Raw genomic sequence first — 21,192 nt, 5'->3', positions numbered from 1 at the left:
CACAGGCGCTTTTGACTGGAGGCTGTGTATTTGCCGGGAAAATTCGCTCCAACACTGCAATTCATCGGAGTGTTTTTGGAAAGCTCAACTGTCCTGATTGATTGTTAAAGAGTGGAAACACAGGGTTTAAGACATGCTACAGGGTAGAGTAAAAATGGTTAAACGGAACTTTCACGCTGGGGTTTTGGGCTCGTACCTCAGCACCTGCCTACCCGTGTTACTTTGGGGACTCCTCGCGTTACTGCCGGTCAGCAGCCATGCGGAGGTACTGCTGTATCCGGTATCGGAAAGGGTCTATACCCCCCAGCTGTATATTGCGGGGCTTACAGAACAGCCCAATACCACAGTTGCTATCGAGATCAATGGTTCGCTTGTCACCCAAACCACAAGCAATGCAACAGGAGACTTTGCCCTGGTGATTGCCCTGACCTCCGGTGAAAACCAGATTCGTGCGATGCACAACAGTGATACGAGCAATGCTTCAGAAATGCTGAGCGTTGAATATGTGCTCACCGCTGGTGGAAACGTTGCAGGGGGGCAGCTGGCGCTTGCTGCCAATCACTCTGCGCCGATACTGGATGCACCCGCTGCCGATACCGAAGAGAATCCGATTACCTTGACAGGCACGGCAGAGCCGGGATCCGTTGTCAGCTTTTTTGTCAATGGCAGGGTAACCAGGGCCATCCCTGTCGATGCAAGCGGTGTTTTCTCTGCCTGGGTGCCGTTGGAGGATGGAGCCAATGTGATTTATGCGCTTTCTGAAACGGAAAGCAGCCAAAGCCCCCCCTCCAATAGTGTCACCACCACCTATACCAATACCCTTACACGAGAATGGGCGGGGGAGATCCCCGGTACGCTGGTGTGGACAAAGGGGGATGGTTCGCCTTATACCCTGACAGGTAACCTGAATGTGGCCGTGAACACCACACTGTGGATTCAGCCGGGCGTGAATATTGTTGCGGATGGGAACCGCAAGCTGACGGTGTCCGGTCACTTGCAGGTGGCTGGGATGGCAGCCGATCCGATCAAATTCATACCCGCTACAGCGGCTTGTGATGGCGTTAATACCAAGCGATCAGACTGGTCGGGCATCGAAATTGTTACCGGGGCCACGGCGAGTATCACATACGCCGAAGTGCACTGTGCCAGTAAGGGTATCTATTTTAATGGCGGCGATGGTTCGCTGCGCCATTCACAATTGCTGAACAATTACACCAGTATCGATACCCGGGCCGCTTCGATAGAAGCGGTGATAGCCCCGCAGATAGCCGGCAATACCATTCGTGGCAGCCAAAGCGGTATCTATGTGTATCGCAACAGTGCCCCGCAGATCAGCGGCGGCAATGTGATTGCCGGGAACACCTATGGCATCTACGCCGAGGGTCACAGGAGCGATGCGGCGCAGAACCCGCTACCGGTAGTCACCGGCAACAGTCTCTACGACAACAGTTCTTACAGCTATTACACCCGGTATTTTGCGGATGCGGCACAGACCACCCTGGATGCCACCGGCAACTGGTGGGGCACCACAGATGCGGGGCAGATTGCACAGAAGATCTACGACTGGACGGATAACCAGGGCACTTATCCGGTTGTGGACTACCGCAGCTTTCTGGATGGGGCCGAGGGTGATCCGGCCTATGTTGGAGAGATACTGTTGGGTCCTTTCACGGAAGATACGGACTTGTCAGAAGGCAGTTATTTGGTGCTGGGCCGGGTGGAAGTTGCGGCGGGTGCCACCCTGGGCATTGGTTCCGGCACAGAGCTGCAGTTTGCCGGCAAGTTTCCGTTACTGGTCAGAGGTGCACTGACGGCAGCGGGTAGTGAGGCCTCGCCCATTATTTTCAAGCCGGCAGCAGAAGCCTGTGATGGTATCAATACCAAGCGGCAGGACTGGTCGGGTATCGAAATTGTTACCGGGGCCACGGCGAGCATCGCATACGCCGAAGTGCACTGTGCCAGTAAGGGTATCTATTTTAATGGCGGCGATGGTTCGGTACGTAATTCACAATTGCTGAACAACTATACCGGTATCGATACCCGGGCCGCTTCGACAGAAGCGGTGATAGCCCCACAGATAGCTGGCAATACCATTCGCGGCAGCCAAAACGGTATCTATGTGTATCGCAACAGTGCCCCGCAGATCAGCGGCGGCAATGTGATTGCCGGGAACACCTATGGCATCTACGCCGAGGGCCACAGGAGCGATGCGACGCAGAACCCGCTACCGGTAGTCACCGGCAACAGTCTCTACGACAACAGTTCTTACAGCTATTACACCCGGTATTTTGCGGATGCGGCACAGACCACCCTGGATGCCACCGGCAACTGGTGGGGCACCACAGATGCGGGGCAGATTGCACAGAAGATCTACGACTGGACGGATAACCAGGGCACTTATCCGGTTGTGGACTACCGCAGCTTTCTGGATGGGGCCGAGGGTGATCCGGCCTATGTTGGAGAGATACTGTTGGGTCCTTTCACGGAAGATACGGACTTGTCAGAAGGCAGTTATTTGGTGCTGGGCCGGGTGGAAGTTGCGGCGGGTGCCACCCTGGGCATTGGTTCCGGCACAGAGCTGCAGTTTGCCGGCAAGTTTCCGTTACTGGTCAGAGGTGCACTGACGGCAGCGGGTAGTGAGGCCTCGCCCATTATTTTCAAGCCGGCAGCAGAAGCCTGTGATGGTATCAATACCAAGCGGCAGGACTGGTCGGGTATCGAAATTGTTGCCGGGGCCACGGTGAGTATCGCATACGCCGAAGTGCACTGTGCCAGTAAGGGTATCTATTTTAATGGCGGCGATGGTTCGGTACGTAATTCACAATTGCTGAACAACTATACCGGTATCGATACCCGGGCCGCTTCGATAGAAGCGGTGATAGCCCCGCAGATAGCCGGCAATACCATTCGCGGCAGCCAAAGCGGTATCTATGTGTATCGCAATAGTGCCCCGCAGATCAGCGGCGGCAATGTGATTGCCGGGAACACCTATGGTATCTACGCCGAGGGTCACAGGAGCGATGCGACGCAGAACCCGCTACCGGTAGTCACCGGCAACAGTCTCTACGACAACAGTTCTTACAGCTATTACACCCGCTATTTTGCGGATGCGGCACAGACCACCCTGGATGCCACCGGCAACTGGTGGGGCACCACAGATGCGGGGCAGATTGCACAGAAGATCTACGACTGGACGGATAACCAGGGCACTTATCCGGTTGTGGACTACCGCAGCTTTCTGGATGGGGCCGAGGGTGATCCGGCCTATGTTGGAGAGATACTGTTGGGTCCTTTCACGGAAGATGCGGACTTGTCAGAAGGCAGTTATTTGGTGCTGGGCCGGGTGGAAGTTGCGGCGGGTGCCACCCTGGGCATTGGTTCCGGCACAGAGCTGCAGTTTGCCGGCAAGTTTCCGTTACTGGTCAGAGGTGCACTGACGGCAGCGGGTAGTGAGGCCTCGCCCATTATTTTCAAGCCGGCAGCAGAAGCCTGTGATGGTATCAATACCAAGCGGCAGGACTGGTCGGGCATCGAAATTGTTGCCGGGGCCACGGCGAGTATCGCATACGCCGAAGTGCACTGTGCCAGTAAGGGTATCTATTTTAATGGCGGCGATGGTTCGCTGCGCCATTCACAGTTACTGAACAACTATATCGGTATCGATACCCGGGCCGCTTCGATAGAAGCGGTGATAGCCCCGCAGATAGCCGGCAATACCATTCGCGGCAGCCAAAACGGTATCTATGTGTATCGCAACAGTGCCCCGCAGATCAGCGGCGGCAATGTGATTGCCGGGAATACCTATGGCATCTACGCCGAGGGCCACAGGAGCGATGCGACGCAGAACCCGCTACCGGTAGTCACCGGCAACAGTCTCTACGACAACAGTTCTTACAGCTATTACACCCGGTATTTTGCAGATGCGGCACAGACCACCCTGGATGCCACCGGCAACTGGTGGGGCACCACAGATGCGGGGCAGATTGCACAGAAGATCTACGACTGGACGGATAACCAGGGCACTTATCCGGTTGTGGACTACCGCAGCTTTCTGGATGGGGCCGAGGGTGATCCGGCCTATGTTGGAGAGATACTGTTGGGTCCTTTCACGGAAGATGCGGACTTGTCAGAAGGCAGTTATTTGGTGCTGGGCCGGGTGGAAGTTGCGGCGGGTGCCACCCTGGGCATTGGTTCCGGCACAGAGCTGCAGTTTGCCGGCAAGTTTCCGTTACTGGTCAGAGGTGCACTGACGGCAGCGGGTAGTGAGGCCTCGCCCATTATTTTCAAGCCGGCAGCAGAAGCCTGTGATGGTATCAATACCAAGCGGCAGGACTGGTCGGGCATCGAAATTGTTGCCGGGGCCACGGCGAGTATCGCATACGCCGAAGTGCACTGTGCCAGTAAGGGTATCTATTTTAATGGCGGCGATGGTTCGCTGCGCCATTCACAGTTACTGAACAACTATACTGGTATCGATACCCGGGCCGCTTCGATAGAAGCGGTGATAGCCCCGCAGATAGCCGGCAATACCATTCGCGGCAGCCAAAACGGTATCTATGTGTATCGCAACAGTGCCCCGCAGATCAGCGGCGGCAATGTGATTGCCGGGAATACCTATGGCATCTACGCCGAGGGCCACAGGAGCGATGCGACGCAGAACCCGCTACCGGTAGTCACCGGCAACAGTCTCTACGACAACAGTTCTTACAGCTATTACACCCGGTATTTTGCAGATGCGGCACAGACCACCCTGGATGCCACCGGCAACTGGTGGGGCACCACAGATGCGGGACAGATTGCACAGAAGATCTACGACTGGACGGATAACCAGGGCACCTATCCGGTCGTGGACTACCGCAGCTTTCTGGATGGGGCCGAGGGTGATCCGGCCTATGTTGGAGAGATACTGTTGGGTCCTTTCAAGGAAGATGCGGACTTGTCAGAAGGCAGTTATTTGGTGCTGGGCCGGGTGGAAGTTGCGGCGGGTGCCACCCTGGGCATTGGTTCCGGCACAGAGCTGCAGTTTGCCGGCAAATTTCCGTTACTGGTCAGAGGTGCACTGACGGCAGCGGGTAGTGAGGCCTCGCCCATTATTTTCAAGCCGGCAGCAGAAGCCTGTGATGGTATCAATACCAAGCGGCAGGACTGGTCGGGTATCGAAATTGTTACCGGGGCCACGGCGAGCATCGCATACGCCGAAGTGCACTGTGCCAGTAAGGGTATCTATTTTAATGGCGGCGATGGTTCGCTGCGCCATTCACAGTTGCTGAACAACTACACCGGTATCGATACCCGGGCCGCTTCGACAGAAGCGGTGATAGCCCCGCAGATAGCCGGCAATACCATTCGCGGCAGCCAAAGCGGTATCTATGTGTATCGCAACAGTGCCCCGCAGATCAGCGGCGGCAATGTGATTGCCGGGAATACCTATGGTATCTACGCCGAGGGCCACAGGAGCGATGCGGCGCAGAACCCGCTACCGGTAGTCACCGGCAACAGTCTCTACGACAACAGTTCTTACAGCTATTACACCCGCTATTTTGCGGATGCGGCACAGACCACCCTGGATGCCACCGGCAACTGGTGGGGTAGTACTGACCTGACCATTATTACCGCTTCCATTTACGACAGGGTTGATACTCCAAGTCTGCCGCTGGTGAACTATGGCAGCTATCTCGATGGCCTGAATGGCCAGCCAGCCTATGACGGCCTCACTTTATCCGGACCGATTGCGGAGGATACTGTCCTGCCCGCCGGCCATCATCTGATGCTGCGTGGCCTGTTGATAGAGCCCGGAGTCACCCTGACTCTGGAAGCGGGTGCCAGCCTGAGAGCAGCCCCCAATCAGAAACTACAGGTGGCCGGTACCCTGATCGCCCAGGGTATCGCCACATCCCGCGTGGCCTTTGCCCCGCCCTCGATCATTCCCGCCCCGGGGCAGTGGTACGGCATTGAAGTGATTGCCGGCGGCAGTGTTGATCTGGACTATGCCCGTATCGAGGGAGCTGAGTACGGCCTCGACTTCAACGGTGGCCAGGGCAGGGTGCGCAACTCCCTGTTCCGTTTTAATACTTACGGCATTTATGTGCGTGCCGGCAGAAGTCCCCTGATTACCGGTGGCAACGAAATTACCCTCAACAATTATGGGATTTATGTCAAAGGGGATGGCAGTGTTGCCAATAATCCCCAGCCGGTGGTAACCGGCAACAGCCTCTACGGCAATAACCAGTACGATTTCTATGCCACGGACTTTGGCGATCCCGCCAACACCAGCCTGGATATCACCGGTAACTGGTGGGGTACGGTGGATGAAGCCACCATTACATCGCAAATCTATACGGCCTCAGCGTCCTCCCCGCAAGTGGATTTCAGTGGTTACCTGGAAGTCGCCCCCGGCCTGCCGGCGGTATATCTCACCGATGTGGCTCTGCCAATAGCAAAGTTCTATCCCCTGGAAGGGGAGCGGGCCCTGGGCAGTTTCCGTGTCAACCGCGCTGCCAGTGTCAGCATCGAGATCCGCAGGGATGCCGACGAGAGCCTGGTTTATCAGGTGGCGGAAAACTATGCCACAGCCGGTGACTATCCGATCCAGTGGGATGGGCGCGATAACCAGAATGCCCTGCAAGCAGAGGGGCTTTATCATGTCGTGCTGCGCGCCAATGATGGGCTCGATGAATTTGTCTATGAGGTGCCACAACCGGGGGGACAGGGCAGTGTGTCCGGTTCTGTACCGCGCGATTACAACGCTTACGCCAATGAGTTTTACAAAATCTCAGTAAATGTCGCGGGCCCGAGCCTGGTGAGTATGCGGGTCACTCCAAATGGCGAACCCCCTTTCTACGCCTTCGAAGACGTGTTTTATTCCAAGGGCCAGCACTGGCTCTATTGGGATGGGCGCGATCGGGAAGGCCGTATTGTTGAGTCCCCGGTTGCTATTTACTATCCGGCACCCAAGCCGCTGCGCAGTACTGCCCTCTATCTCGCAGGCACTGCACCGCGCATCACCGGTGCCGCAGAGGCCCCCAGTATCGAAGTCAAATCCGATCCCTATATCGTCAGCCACAGTTACGAGCAGCAGACGCGCATGGCCTACCAGGTCAGCACGGATGCCATCGTCACCTTCAGCTTGCTGCCCCCCGGTATTGTCGATCCCCAGCACCCCTCGGCCATTGTGCTGGTGGATCAGGAGCTGATGCGCGCGCAGGATACCGAGGGCAATGCCCTGTTACATGAAGTGGCGTGGCGCGGCTACAACGAGTCCGATCCCAACGCGGTGCTGGTGGGGGAGGAAGGGGTGTACACCTTTGCGATCCAGGCCACTTCGCCGCAGAGCGGCGAGCGCACCCTGTACCGCGGTGTTGTGAATCTGTATCGCTGAGTGGGTAGAAACTGTATGTCATTTAAAACAGTTACTCGATTAGTTTCTCTGCTTTACCTCGGCTTTCTCACGCAGCTTGGCACTGCAGACGATATCGCCTACCTAGGTGTGGCCGACGGCTACTGGGAAGTGTGGCGCACCGATACCGCAGGTGAGGAGTTTGAGCAATTAACCCGGTTTGGTGCCGATGTCTCGCGCATCTCCTGGTATCCGGATGGGCGCCATCTGCTGGTGAACCTGCACGATGGCAAATTGTACCGGCTGGACAGCCACAGCCGGGCACTGACCCAGATTGCAGCGCCCCTGCCGAATATTCTGGATGCGGTGATCAGCCCCAACGGGGACAGCCTGGCTTTTTCCCTTAGCACCTCCAGCAGTATCGATGACAACGATATTTATCGGTACACCTTGGCCAGTAAGAAACTGGACAAGCTCACCGCGATGCCGCGGTTGCAGCACGAGCCCAACTGGTCGCCGGATGGTGCGGCGGTGTATTTCCTCTCCGGCAGTGGTGGCCAGGTACACGATATCTGGAAAGTGGATGTCGCCGCCCGCGCCACCGAGCAGCTTACCGTGGGCGATCTCTATCACTTCGATCTGGCGGTGCGCCCGGATGGCGCCATCGCCTATTCCGGCAATCGCTCCGGCGATTACGAACTGTGGCTGCGCCGCCCCGACGGGCGCAGCGAGCGACTGACACAGAGACCGGCACTGGATGCCCGCCCCAACTGGTCTCCCCGAGGGGATCAACTGGTTTTCCACTCCACCCGCGACGGTGCTCTGAATATCTGGCTGTACGATCTTGCCAGCAAAACCGCAATGGCGCTGACCCGCAGTGCCGGGGGCGCACGCCAACCGGTGTGGGCGCCGACCGACGGCAATACAGGGGCCGCATCCTCTGCAGAACAAGTGGATGGAGAAAAGGCGGACGGAGCGGCGGCGCTCGGGCTAGGGAGGTAAAAAAGTATGTACAAATCGAACTGGGGCCGGGCCCTGGCAGCCATAGCCACACTGGCCACGGGGCTGTTGAGCATCGGGGTACAGGCGCTGGCAATCACCCAGGTGAGCGTGGACAAGCAGGTATTCGAACCGGCCAGGGGCGAGCGCGCCCGGATCCGTTTTGTCCTGGATGAACCGGCCCGGATTGCCCTGGCCCTCTACGATGGCCGCGATCGCCTGGTGCGGGTGGTGGAGGGCGGCGAAGTCGCCGCCGGCGTGCAGCAACTGAGCTGGGACGGCCTGGATCTGCACGGGCACCCGGTGCCGGCGGAAGCCTACAGCTACACCCTGAGCGCCACAAATAATGAGCGCAGTGTTACCCATGACCTGACCGATCTCACCGGCGGTGCACGGGTCGAAGTGGCGGATGTGCGCTGGGATACGGATGCGGGCCGGATCCGCTACCACCTGAGTCAGCCCGCGCGGGTCAGTATCCGCCTGGGTCTGAAAGCGGGTGGCCCGCTGCTGCGCACCCTGCTCGACTGGGCCCCGCGTCCGGGGGGTGCCCAGGCGGAATCCTGGGACGGCTGGGACGAATCCCAGGTATTGAAGATCGATGCCCACCCGCGTCTGAATCTGGCGGTCACCGCCTATGCACTGCCGCAGAACACCCTGTTTGTGGGCGAGCGGCCGCAGCGGGTGGCCTTTGCGGATCTCCCCGCAGAAAAGCGCCGTGAGAAAAACACAACGGGTCCGCGGACCAAGCGTATGTACCACCACGCCGACCAGCCCCTGGAGCGCCGCGGCGATATTGCCACACACCTGAGCCTGGGGATCGACGCCGAGCGCGACAGCGAAGGGCGCTGGCGGGTGTCCGGCACCGTGCCGCTGCGTTTGCATGTGGCACAGAAAGACCGCGCGCGCCTGCTGGCCCAGCGCTTTGAACCGGTTTTCTATGTGGATGGCATTTTCGCCTTTGAAAACGAGGTGGGTTTTCTGCCCATGACCTGGCAGTGGGACAGCCGCCGCGTCAGTGCAGGGGAACACTTTGTCACGGTGAATGTGCGCGGCTACGAAGGCAACTTCGGCACCGCCACCCTGAAGCTCTGGGTAGAGCGGCCACCGGCGGCGTCCGAGCCCTGATGCAGACACTGAAATGGTAACAAGCCGACAACAAAAAGGAATTTTTCCCATGAAACGCTTTGTCCTGTTTTTGGCCCTGTTGCTCTGCCTGCCCGCACAGGCGGCGGAGCAAAATTACCACGCGCGTATCAAGGCGATCGAACGCATTCGTCTCCACGCGCGCAGCGCCGGGCAGCTCCTGGCACTGGGAGATCACTACTACCGCCTGGGCAAACTGGAGCGGGCCTACCAGCAGCTCGATCTTTTATTGCAACATGATCGCAAAAATATTGAGGGCTGGTTGCTGATGGGGAGTCTGTGGCGGGCCTGGGGCCAGTGGGCAGAGGCCCTGGAAGCCTACGATCTGGCCCTGGCACTGGCCCCGCAGCGGGCGGATATCCACCTGCGCCGCGGTCAGGCCTTCGAGCAGCTGGGCCGGCAGGACGAGGCCGATCAGGCCTACGCCCGGTACCGGGCACTGGACAAGAACTGAATTTAATCATCCTTCAAGCGTGGTCGATTCAGACACGCCCGGTAATAGCGGAATAAAAAAGGAATACAGCATGACCAGTTGGGGAAAGGTGCGCACAGTGCTCGCCGGGTTCTGTGCGATTGTATTGATGCAGGCCGCGACGGCGCATGATTTTGGTGGCGATTCGGCCGGTGACCACCCGCCGGAGCCGCCGGAGCCGCCGCCCTGCGAGCGCAGCCCTAACCCCTGCTGTGACAGCAGCACCAGTTCCGTGGGCGACCCCATCCGCACGTTCGATGGGGGCTTTTACCTGGCCGACACCGACCTGCAGGTGGGGGTCAACTATCCCATCCGCCTGCTGCGTCGCTTTGATAGCAATTCTCAGTTCGACAATGCTCTCGGTTACGGCTGGGCCTTCGACCACGACCGCCGCCTGTTTGAATATCCCGATGGCTCGGTGCTGCTGCGCTCCGGCTGCGGCCGCCGCGATACCTTTGTGTTTACCGGCGGCGCCTATGTCACGCCGCGGGATGCCCCCCAGGGCACCCTGGAGGAGCACGGCGACGGCAGCTACACCTTTACTTATGCCAGCGGCAAGCGCGACGAGTTCGACACCGATGGGCGCCTGGTGGCGATCATCAATCAACAGGGCCAGAGCCACCGTCTAAGTTACGACGAGCGCGGGCGCCTGCCGCTGATCGGCACTTCCCCCAACAGTGTCGACCCCAGCAAGCCGATGGTGGTGGCCTACCAGCCGCGCCTGACCCGCATTGAAGAGCGGGGTGCGGACGGCGCCGCCACCGGTGCCGCAGTCGACTTCTTCTACGACGACAACAGCGGCCGCCTCAGCCACGTGATCGCCAGCGATGGCCGCCGTATCGATTACCACCACGACCAATGGCAAACCGCCACCCGCGGCAACCTGGTACAGGTGGCGGGCCTGGACAACTACCAGCACAGTTTTCAATACGAAGACAGCGCGGATGCCCACCGCATCACCGGCCTGCAGCGCGGTGCCGGCGCTGTCTGGGTGACCAACACCTACGACGATGAGGGCCGGGTGAAAAAGCAGGTGGAGGGGCAGAATAGTATTGAGCTGGCATATCTGGAGACCGGCATTACCCAAATCACCGAGACGGTGAAAAGTGCCAGTGGCGAAGTGCTCGACACCCGCAACAGCACCTATGAATTTGACGAGGTGGGCTATCTCACTAAACGCATCGACCCCCTCGGCAACGAGTTGCGCCAGATCTACAACGACAGCAAGGACCGGGTTCGCAGCGAGTACTGGGAAAAGCAGGGCGATGACTTAACCCTGCTCACCGCCACCGATTACACCTACAACAGCCAGGCACAGAAGACCAGCGCCAGCACCACCCTCGCCAGCGGTGAAGTGATCACCGAGCGTTGGACCTACGACCACGGCCGCGTGGCCAGTATGGAACGGGTCTCAAGCCTGGCCCCCGAACGGGTGTTCCACACCGAATACACCTTTGTACGCGACGCACAGAATCGCCCGGTGCATATTGCCAGTATGCGGCAGCGCCAGGACGACAACACCGACGCCATCACCACCTATACCTACTGCAGCGGCGAAACCGGCTGCCCCGACAGCGCCCTGGTGAAACAGATCGACGGCCCCCGCACCGACGTGCAGGATATTGTTACCTACACCTATTACGACACCACCGATCAAAGCGGCTGTACCAGTGGTGGCAACTGCTACCGCAAAGGCGACCTGAAAACCCTGGCCAACGCCCTAGGCCAGACCCTGGAATACCTTGCCTACGATGCCGCCGGCCGTGTCACCAGCACCCGCGATGCCAACGGCTTAACTACCAGTTACCGCTACCACCCCCGCGGCTGGTTGCAGGAGCAGGTGATCCATGCCGGGGGAGAGGATAGCGACGGCGATATCGTCACTGCCTACGAATACGATGACCGCGGCAATGTTACCAAGGTGACCCAGTCAGATGGCAATAGCCTCCAGTTCACTTACGACACCCGCAACCGCCTGACCCGGATCGAGGACGGTGAGGGCAACAGGATACGCTATACCCTCGACTCCCAGGGCAATATCCGCAAAGAGGACGTGCTCGACAGCCAGGGCGCGCTGAACCGCACCCTGAGCCGCACCTTCGATGCCCTCAACCGCCTCAAACAGACCCTCGGCGCCGAGCAGCAGCGCACCCTGTTCAGTTACGACGGCCTTGGGCGCATGACCGGAGTCAAAGACGCTCTGGATAATGATACCGATCATCGCTACGACGGCCTCGGGCGCCTGGTGCAGAGTATTGAGGACAGCGGCAACCTGGCTGCCAGTACCCAATTTGCCTATGACGCCGAGGAGCGTGTAACGGAAGTCACCGACCCTCGCGGTAACCGCACCAGCTATCAATACGACCTGGCCGGTAACCTGCTGGAGTTGGTCAGCCCCGACAGCGGCGCCAGCCGCTATACCTATGATACTGCCGGCAACCGCATATCCAGCATCGATGCCCGCGGTATTGTCAGTCAGCGGAGTTACGATGCCCTCAACCGTCTTATCGGCATTCATTATCCAGGCAGCCCCGGCGAAAATGCCAACTTTAGCTACGACAGCACTGTTGACGGCAACAAAGGCATCGGCCGCCTGACCAGCTATAGCAATGACGCCGGCAGTACCAGTTTGACCTATGACGTACTGGGTCGCATCACTCGGCAGGACGACACCATCGCCGGGCAGGCTTTCAGCACCGGCTACCGCTACGACAGCGAAGGGCGGGTGATTGAAATCACCTATCCTTCCGGGCGCGTCGTCCACTATGAGCGCGATGCCCTGGGGCGTATCGCCACAGTCACCACCCGGGAAAATGCCGAAGCGGAAGCCCAGACCCTGGTCAGCAATGTGCGTTACCAGCCCTTCGGTGGTGTTGCCGCCATGGACTACGGCAACGGCATTACCCAACACTACGGCTACGACCAGGACGGCCGTTTGCAATCGGTGAGCGCCACCGGCAGCGGGGGCGATCTTCTGTCGCAAAGCTACAGTTACAATCCGGTCGACAATATCACCGGCATCACCGACAGTCTGGATGCGGTAAAAAACCGCAGCTACGACTACGATACGCTCTATCGCCTCACCGATGACAGCTCTGTGGCAGGGCAAAACCGTTTTACCTACGACCTGCTGGGCAACCGTACCCAGCAGACCACCACAAAAAACAATACCAGTGAGGTGATCGCTTATGGCTACGAGAGCAACTCGAACCGCCTCAGCGAAAAGGGTGGTGAGGCCTGGAGCACCGATAGCGCCGGCAATACTACCAGCACCAATGATGGCGCCAGGCAGTACACCTACAACCACGCCAACCGGCTCAACACCTACAGCGAAAACGGCACACTCAAGGGTACCTACTACTACAATGCCATCGGCCAGCGGGTACGCACCGACAAGACGGAAGACAATCTGCTGCACTACGATCTGAACGGCCAGTACCTGAGTGAAACCCACCTCAGCGCAGCTGGTGCCGTGCAGAATCGGGTGGACTATATTTACCTGGACAATATGCCCATTGCACAGGTAGAGGCTATTTACACTGGAGGGCAGGTTCAGAGTGCGGCTCTGACTTACCTGCATACAGACCACTTGTACACGCCAAGGGTGGGCACCAGCCAGAATGAAACCGTGGTCTGGCGCTGGGACAGCGATGCCTTTGGGCAGTCAATGCCGGATACTGATCCGGATGGTGATAACAATCAGACGGTAGTGAACCTGCGCTTTCCTGGACAGATTAAAGTTGCTGAAGCACCACACTATTACAATTACTACCGTGACTATGAACCAATGATCGGCAGGTTCATCCAAGGTGATCCGCTGGGTTTATATGACGGTTTGAACACATACACCTACGTTGACAACAACCCATTAATTTACACAGACCCTACCGGCGAATTTGGGGTTCTAGGTGGCGTTATTGGTGGCCTTGTTGATTTGGGACTTCAGCTTGCCCAAAACGGTGGAAATCTGAACTGTGTCAATTGGGGCCAGGTTGCGGGTTCAGCGGCACTTGGCGCAGTAACCGGGGGGTTAGGAAGCTTGGGGCGCGCTGCTACAACGAATGCCTTTAAACACTCCGTTTCAGGAGCCAAGTGGGCAAGATCAAGCAAAAGGTGGAATAATGTTCAACGGAGATACAGGAGGTATCATAATCGAAATGGATCAGCACCCCGAGGGGACTGGGAAGCGCATCACTGGGCATTTGGCCGTGGTGGCAGGACAGGCCCTAGTTGGAGAAACCATCCTCTAAATTTAAACCCGCTACCAAAGAATATTCACCGCAGAATTCATGGCTCCTGGCAAGGGCAGCCAAAGTTCAATGCCGCCCAACGGTGGTGGTATGGAACTCCAAGCTGGTATAAGCAAGGGCAAGTAGGTGGGGGCATTGCAGGAGGTGTTGCTGGGAATTCAGTAGGCGGGGGTGGAGGTTGTGAATGCAATCCTTAACCTATCCAGTTTTGATATTTAATAAGAAATTTATTCAGGGGCAACTCAACACCGAAAAAGATTTGTGCATAAGGACGCGAAAAAGCGTAGAGCAAAAACTTTTTGACGACTTAACAATTATTGATTCGAAAGGTCATAAATTTTCTGTTTTGGGTTATGAGGCGCGTGATAGCTTTTACGTGCAAGTCAAAAATATTATTGATGTTGCACTGGATTTTTTCTTGAGGCCAAAAGAGGAGCTTTCTACCAATATTCAGTTTGAATTATCTGAGCCCGAGAAAGTCTCTTTTGAATCTGTAAAGCAGCAGCTCTCTGTGCTCATGAAAAAAAATCCCAAGTGGTTTGATCCTAAAAATGAGAATTTTAAGTCTATCGATGACAAGCTTGAATCTTATGCAAGTCTGGAGGAGCTCATTTCCCTGCTTGCTGGTTATCCATAGCTGGTTCTATTGACACTGCAAGTTCACAATGCGATTTTCACTAGCTCTTGTGGTCATGTACACCCTACACGGCATGTGCTGCATGTCTTGGGAACCCAAATAGCCGGGATGCCGGGCCTCAATTTCTTCACAAACTTTGTCATCTGCTATCGTACTGACTGACAGGTAAGGGAACTGGGTGAAGCTTGTGAAAATATTGATTGTTGGCGCTGGGCCCACTGGCCTTACCGCTGCAATTGAATTGGCCAGGAGAGGTTTACTGGCCAAGGTAATTGACCGGCGGGATAATGCATCAACGTTGAGTCGGGCTGTAGGCATCACTTCTCGTAGTCTGGAGTTGCTATCCCATTCGGGAGTTTCGGAAACGTTGATTGAGGAAGGGGTGCCGATACGCGGCGCTTGTATTTACCAGAGAGAGCGACTGGCTCTGGAGCTACCGCTGCATTCGAATCGCATCTATTTCCCAACTATCCTTGGGCTCCCTCAGGATCGTACAGAGGCGATTATGGCTAACACACTCGGGAGCATGGGCGTTGAAGTGGGATACCAAAATGAGCTTCAGGACCTGAGAGAGGAGTCCAAAGGTGTCGTGGCACTGCTCTCCAGCGGAGTGGAAGAGAGATTTGATTTGATCATTGGTGCAGACGGTATTCATAGCAAAGTGCGGGAAGCAGCTGGAATCAACTATCTAGGATTTGACCTGGAAGAAAAGTGGTCTATTGCGGATGTGGACACAGAGGGTTGGCCATCTCGTGAAAAATTCACCTTGGTGAGGTCATCGTCTGGCACAGTGGCGGTTGCGGTTCCGATTGGAAAAGATCGTCACCGTTTAGTGGCCAGTTGTGATAATGCTATAGATGCTTTTCCAATGGGATTGAAGGTTTGCAAGATTCATCGGGAGGGAACCTTTAAAATCTCTATTCGCCAAGCCGAGCGATACTCAAAAGGCAGGGTGCATCTTGCCGGCGATGCAGCGCACTGCCATTCACCTATAGGAGGGCGTGGTATGAACCTTGGTATTGCGGACGCTGCCGAACTGGCCAAGCGCGTTGTGGAGAGGCGACTTTCAGGCTATTCAGAGCTGCGTCACCGCGAAGATAAAAAAATCATAGAGATTACCGAGCGTGTCCGCAAAATCGTCACCGGAAGGTCCATAAAAGCAAGGCTTGAATTTAGAGCTTTCCTTGCTGTTGCCAGCTCCCTACCTGTGGTGCGCAGAAAGCTGGGGCAGTTTGTAGTTGAGTTCTGAAGTGATTTATAGTGGCCAGTTGACCGAAAGCCGTTGACCACTTCAGAGCCATTACAGAGCAACTGGTCCCGATCAACCATCACTAGAAAATAACAGCTACGATGGCCTTGATCGCCTGGTGCAGAGTATCCAAGATAGTGGCAACCTTGTTGCTGCCAGTACCCAGTCTGCCGAAGCAGGTGCGATGACAGAAGCAGCGTAGTGCGCAGCTGTACTGGCCGAGGTCAACGCGGTGAAAAACTACGCGCTGGACCGGCACCTGCATCGGGGCGAGGAGCACTATCTGGGCTAGGTATTACTGCGCGGACAGGAGATTGCGGGGCCGGGGTGGGCAGAGGATATTGCAGTGAGGCAGTTCGGGTGCAGCTTTGCCCACGGCGCCCTTGTAGTGAATTGGCCCACCATCATTCACTGCTATGTGGGCCTTGGCGTGATCTACCGCGACGCGGTAGCGGATCAGGATCTGACCGGGCGTTGCTGCCTGTTTTTTACCCGTTGGGATTTGCAAAAATACAAAGTGTCAGCCAGTATCTGCACATATCTATTTATCTGATCGGATCGAGACAACTGTGCATTCTGTGCCTGTGCCAGAACTGTTTATCCAAAACTCTGATTGGGCTTGATGTGCTGCAAGTAATAGTGAAAGAGCCTCTTTGCCTAATGGAAGGCTCATATTCAGAATAAGGTATTGATTAGCGTTAGGAGTGCAATCCAAATTTGTTTTTTCCAAAAAATAATTTCTGAATATAAGCGGATTAAAGAATAGCTGGTGTCAAAATTCTATTCGAGTGCCAACCTGCTGATAATTCTAAGGTACGATTGATATATTTCTTAGATCGGCAACATTGCTATGTACAGTACAATCGTCACTACTTCTAAGGGTGACGGTTTTTTCAGCAGCTAGTGCGCTCAGTAGTAAGCTGAAATAAATGCTACCGTCTCCCGCACCATTGAATGCAAAGGTGAAGCTGGCGTTAGTAGAGCACGCTACTTCGCCTGATGGTTCCCCAGCAATTTTAATCAATACCTTATCTTGATATTGAGGGCCAGCGTGTATTTGGCTAATTTTTCCAGAGTAATGAAACTCTGCGAAACATGTGCTAGGTATGATAATGCAAAGAAATATCAATAATGACTTTGTTTTCATTGGCATGAACTCTTAAGATTTTACTTTTGGTGACAGAGCGACACATTCTCAGAAGACCGATGAGTCAGACAAACAAAATAATCTGTATTTTTGCTAACTGATTGAAATATGACCAGTAGACAAATAGGTAACATTCCTGTGGGCCAGTGCGGCGAGAGATATTACAGGATTTTAGCCAGATAGCAAAATTGATCTATTTAACAGGTACCTGGCAAACCTGTCATTTTCACAGACCAAGCGAAGTACTACTATAAACAGAGTATGAAATAAACAATTCGATTCAATTGAAACTCAATATCAAAATTTTATCTTACCAGAAGTTCGTTGTGGGTATCCATGACCATGACTTGCTCATTGTCGATTGATCTCTACCCCCTGTAGATGGTGACGTTGTAGTGGTGGCCCCGGATGGTCAATTGACATGTAAAATTCTTGACAGGAAGAGAGGTGCTTGATGCTGGCCAACTCTAGGTGCCCAGTTATCCCTGTTTTCGAGGGCCGGGAACTGGGAGTTCAAGAAGTGGTGAAAGCGGCGGTTCGATACCATCGAGTATCCTGGCGGTAAAAGCGGAAGCACTCACCGTCGATGGTGAACAGAAAATGGCGCTGCTGGGACAGATCGATCCCACCAAAGAGCTGGTGCAAATGAACAAGAAGCGCCAGAAGCTGTATTCCTCCATTGAGGTCGACCCGGATTTTGCCGGCAGTGGTGAGGCCTACCTGGTGGGGATGGCGATCACCGACTCCCCGGCGACCAGGACCGCCAGACCAAATACCCCAGCGCGCTGGATGCGCAGCGCTATCGCTGCGAACAGACCAGCTTCGACACCCGTTTAGAAGCTCGTCTCTGAGCCGGGCGTTGAAGCTTTCACAGTACCCATTCTTCCAGGGTGAACCCGGCTCTATGTAAGCCACCTTTGCACCAGCAAATGTGATCCAGTCCCTGACCGCCTGTGCAATAAACTCCGGACCATTGTCTGACCGGATGTAGGCGGGAACACCGCGTAAAATGAACAGATCTGTTAATACATTAATCACTTCCGTTGAGTTCAGCTTTCGTTTCACCCGGATTGCCAGGCATTCTCGGGTGTACTCGTCCAGGATGTTCAGCATTCGGAATGCTTTCCCATCGCTAGTCCGATGGTGAGCAAAGTCATACGACCAGACATGGTGCGGATACTCCGGACGCAGTCGAACACACGACCCGTCATTTAGCCAGAGCTATCCCTTCTTTGGTTGTTTCATTGGAACCTTCAGCCCCTCACGCCGCCACAGTCGCTCCACGCGCTTGTTGTTCACTTGTCAGCCCACATCTCTCAGTAAAACTGCAATCCGGCGATAGCCGTATCGACCATACTGTCGCGCAAGCTCGACCATGTCAGCAACCAAACGGTTTTCGTCGGAACGACCAACAGGCAGGCGCCTTTGTGTGGATCGATACTGGCCCAAAACACGGCACGCCCGACGCTCAGAAATGTGAAATCGACTTCGTAGGCGGGCAATACAAGCACGGCGACGTGAAGGGCTCAGAAGTTTCCCTTGGCAGCCTCTGACAGAACCAACTTGTCCAGCGTGAGATTCGGTACTGCTCGGCGCAACCGCTCATTCTCCTTTTGTAGTCGCCTGAGTTCCTTCAGTTGGTCGGTTCCCATCCCGCCATACTGCTTACGCCGGCGATAGAGCGTCTGCTCAGTTATTTGCATCTGGCGTATCGCATCCAAACGCGACATTCCCTGACCGCAGAGCACCTCAATCTGCCGCAGCTTCGTGACAATTTCTTCCGGCTTATGATGTTTGATTCCCATGTTTAGTCTTCCATCTCCTAATTATACGGGTCGACCACTTCAAGGGGGGAGGACCAGAAAAAAGAAGGCCAATACTCGCGTGTTTGCGTTCTAATTAGAATTAGCTATCTTAAAAAATATCTTTGTGCTCATATCTTTGAACCCTTGATTGCTCGATTCATATTTATAATTTTTTGCTGACTGAATCGCGGCTTCTTCAAAAATATTTTCTGGCATAGCTTCAACAACTTTTAGATTAATCGGATCACCATTTTGATGTACATCAAATTTAACAATCACATAGCCTTCAATGTTTTGGTCTAAGGCGAGTCTTGGATATATTGCTTGGGTTTTATATACTGGTACTGCCCAGCCTCTTTTCTTTGCATTTTCTATTTGTTCTTTATTGGGTTTAAGGGAGCCGATAAGATGGGGGCAATCCCCATAGGATGGGCACTCAATGTTGGGTAAGCATTCTATATCTGGGTAAGGAATAGGGATACGGAAACATCCAGAAATTAAAATTGGTAAAGATATTATTAGCTTTTTCATTGTATAACACTATGGAAGTAGGGAGTTAATAGGTCAGTGTATCATTTCCTTTCTTATAGGAGTTTTTTAATGATAAATTATCAGGTATGACGAAAGCAAGAGGGCAATGCAGTTTTTCTGATGGGAGGGAAATTACTTTATTCAGTTTGATCGGAGCATAAATTAAAAAATATTTACACAAGCTGGTTTTGGTTGAATTCATCTTTATATTTCTCAGACTGCTATCAATATATTTCGTCTATTTCAATTCATAGATTGCTGTAATTCGTTGTTGTATATTGATGTATTCCGGTGCTGCCATAATCAAATCCATGCCATAATAGTCAGGTGACGCTACCATAGCAGACATTGTAGGACTGTATTCTAAGGAGAAAATCGCATACGCCTGTCCGAAGTTACCTTCCGTAGTTATACCATAAACACTTTTTACCTCTCTGGATTGGGCATGAGCAAGTGTTTCTGCTTTATTTCTTGTCTTTTCGCTAAGCTCAGCAATAAGCTTATCCTTATATTGCTCCTCTTGTGAGGTTTCAAAAAGCGCATCAATACCTTGAATTCCATCGGTTTTAACCAATGCATTCATAATGGCAGGATATTTTTCTAGGACATTCAGCTTTAGGGTGAAACCCTGCTCAACCTCATAGCCTAAAATTTCCAAATCGTAAACACCTTCCTTTCTTGCCCGTTTGGTGCGTTTGTCGATCTGTGTTGATTCTAGCTGTGATACCGATATGTCATGCTCTTTAAGTAACTCGAGCATTTTAATGCTTGAGCTTGTCAATGACGCCATTGCTTTTTCAGAGTCTTTTTCGTAAGCGATGAGTGTGAATCTTATACTTGCTAAATCTGGTTTAACCTTTTCCTGTGCCGTTTCCGTGACTATTACAAAAGGAAAGTCTGGAACAGGATTGGCTAATACTGACAGTGGAAGCATCATCGATATAAAAAGTAAAACAAATTTCATGGATATTTCCTTTTTCTTTTGAATCCAATAGGACGACTATAGGCGTTATGGAATTACACTTTACAACGGAAAAAGGAGTTTTGGAACTATGCCGAATCATGATAATCGACCGGTGCGTGCACCGGCAGCAGAAACAGCAGCGTTTGAGCGGTGTCGCCAAAGCTAATCCAAGAGTTAGTTAATATCCGTCTGGCGCTGTGTGCGCTGAACCCGGATGCGCCCAGGGAGGCCAGAGGGGCGTTCTTGCACATCATTGATGGGCAGCTTAAATGGTTATGTGCAGAGGCGGAAGTGGACCTGTCCAGTTTGCCGAATTGGCTTCATTGCCAGACTTAGCCGTGGCACTCAGCCAGCTTTAGCAATTTGTGGTGCTCCATGGCCGGTATGAATTATATGCTTTCACCAATATGGAGTGCCGATTCTGTGTTTGTGTATTGAGAACAAACGTGATTCACACACCACTTATGTAAATGAGTAGAACTATCTGTATCTGGAGCATAATTTCTATGGCCAATAATTTGATCACTCTATAAAAACGCCAATATTTGTAGCTTCAGCTTCCCACAACAGGTGCATCGGGTACTATTACTATGAACAACTGATCGAGGGCACAGTGATGGATACCCAGGCAATCAACGAGATAGGACCCAAACCGGTAA

Annotated in this window: 12 protein-coding genes and 1 pseudogene; 9 read left to right on the top strand and 4 right to left on the bottom strand. The window is 54.3% G+C overall.

Annotation, left to right across the window (positions count from 1 at the left end; translation table 11 throughout):
• The first annotated feature begins 154 nt into the window (after nt 1-154).
• From M8T91_RS11445 to M8T91_RS11410, 8 genes are all read left to right on the top strand, one after another.
• Complete coding sequence (locus tag M8T91_RS11445) at nt 155-7,378, top strand: right-handed parallel beta-helix repeat-containing protein (RefSeq protein ID WP_301414292.1); 7,224 nt, start codon at nt 155-157, stop codon at nt 7,376-7,378.
• Between the two features lie 15 nt (nt 7,379-7,393).
• On the top strand, nt 7,394-8,338 hold the full coding sequence (locus M8T91_RS11440; protein WP_301414291.1) for a TolB family protein: 945 nt from the start codon (nt 7,394-7,396) through the stop codon (nt 8,336-8,338).
• 6 nt (nt 8,339-8,344) lie between these two features.
• Nucleotides 8,345-9,460 (top strand): FlgD immunoglobulin-like domain containing protein, encoded by a 1,116-nt coding sequence (locus M8T91_RS11435; RefSeq protein ID WP_301414290.1) that lies wholly within the window; start codon nt 8,345-8,347, stop codon nt 9,458-9,460.
• A 49-nt stretch (nt 9,461-9,509) separates the two neighbouring features.
• Nucleotides 9,510-9,932, top strand: a complete 423-nt coding sequence (locus M8T91_RS11430) for a tetratricopeptide repeat protein (RefSeq protein ID WP_301414289.1) — start codon at nt 9,510-9,512, stop codon at nt 9,930-9,932.
• 70 nt (nt 9,933-10,002) lie between these two features.
• Nucleotides 10,003-14,397, top strand: coding sequence for an RHS repeat-associated core domain-containing protein (locus M8T91_RS11425; protein ID WP_301414288.1), 4,395 nt, complete (start codon nt 10,003-10,005; stop codon nt 14,395-14,397).
• Nucleotides 14,385-14,837: a hypothetical protein gene (locus M8T91_RS11420; protein ID WP_301414287.1), complete on the top strand. Its 453-nt coding sequence runs from the start codon at nt 14,385-14,387 to the stop codon at nt 14,835-14,837. Before M8T91_RS11425 ends, M8T91_RS11420 begins: the two co-directional genes overlap by 13 nt.
• A 187-nt stretch (nt 14,838-15,024) precedes the next feature.
• Nucleotides 15,025-16,086: an FAD-dependent oxidoreductase gene (locus M8T91_RS11415; RefSeq protein ID WP_301414286.1), complete on the top strand. Its 1,062-nt coding sequence runs from the start codon at nt 15,025-15,027 to the stop codon at nt 16,084-16,086.
• Nucleotides 16,087-16,432: 346 nt separating this feature from the next.
• On the top strand, nt 16,433-16,639 hold the full coding sequence (locus M8T91_RS11410; protein WP_301414285.1) for a hypothetical protein: 207 nt from the start codon (nt 16,433-16,435) through the stop codon (nt 16,637-16,639).
• Between the two features lie 255 nt (nt 16,640-16,894).
• Here the strand turns inward: M8T91_RS11410 and M8T91_RS11405 are convergent, their stop codons facing one another.
• Complete coding sequence (locus M8T91_RS11405; protein WP_301414284.1) at nt 16,895-17,233, bottom strand: hypothetical protein; 339 nt, start codon at nt 17,231-17,233, stop codon at nt 16,895-16,897.
• 600 nt (nt 17,234-17,833) lie between these two features.
• Here M8T91_RS11405 and M8T91_RS18935 point away from each other — a divergent pair.
• A complete protein-coding gene (locus M8T91_RS18935; RefSeq protein ID WP_367317768.1) occupies nt 17,834-18,070 on the top strand; it encodes a GPO family capsid scaffolding protein in 237 nt (78 codons plus the stop codon).
• Here M8T91_RS18935 and M8T91_RS11400 read toward each other — a convergent pair.
• The 3 genes and pseudogenes from M8T91_RS11400 to M8T91_RS11390 all read right to left on the bottom strand — a co-directional run.
• Nucleotides 18,062-19,038: pseudogene (locus M8T91_RS11400) on the bottom strand (IS3 family transposase); the annotation flags it as partial. The gene M8T91_RS18935 and the pseudogene M8T91_RS11400 sit on opposite strands and share 9 nt — an antisense overlap.
• A gap of 90 nt (nt 19,039-19,128) precedes the next feature.
• The gene (locus M8T91_RS11395; protein WP_301414283.1) at nt 19,129-19,569 is read right to left on the bottom strand and encodes an energy transducer TonB; all 441 of its coding nucleotides are present in this window, start codon (nt 19,567-19,569) and stop codon (nt 19,129-19,131) included.
• A 238-nt stretch (nt 19,570-19,807) separates the two neighbouring features.
• A complete protein-coding gene (locus M8T91_RS11390; protein WP_301414281.1) occupies nt 19,808-20,533 on the bottom strand; it encodes an SIMPL domain-containing protein in 726 nt (241 codons plus the stop codon).
• Between the last annotated feature and the right edge of the window lie 659 nt (nt 20,534-21,192).

It is taken from the genome of Microbulbifer sp. MI-G (assembly GCF_030440425.1).
GTDB classification, from domain to species: domain Bacteria; phylum Pseudomonadota; class Gammaproteobacteria; order Pseudomonadales; family Cellvibrionaceae; genus Microbulbifer; species Microbulbifer spongiae.
Note: the sequence above shows the minus strand (reverse complement) of the source record. Positions and strands in the feature narration are given on the sequence as shown.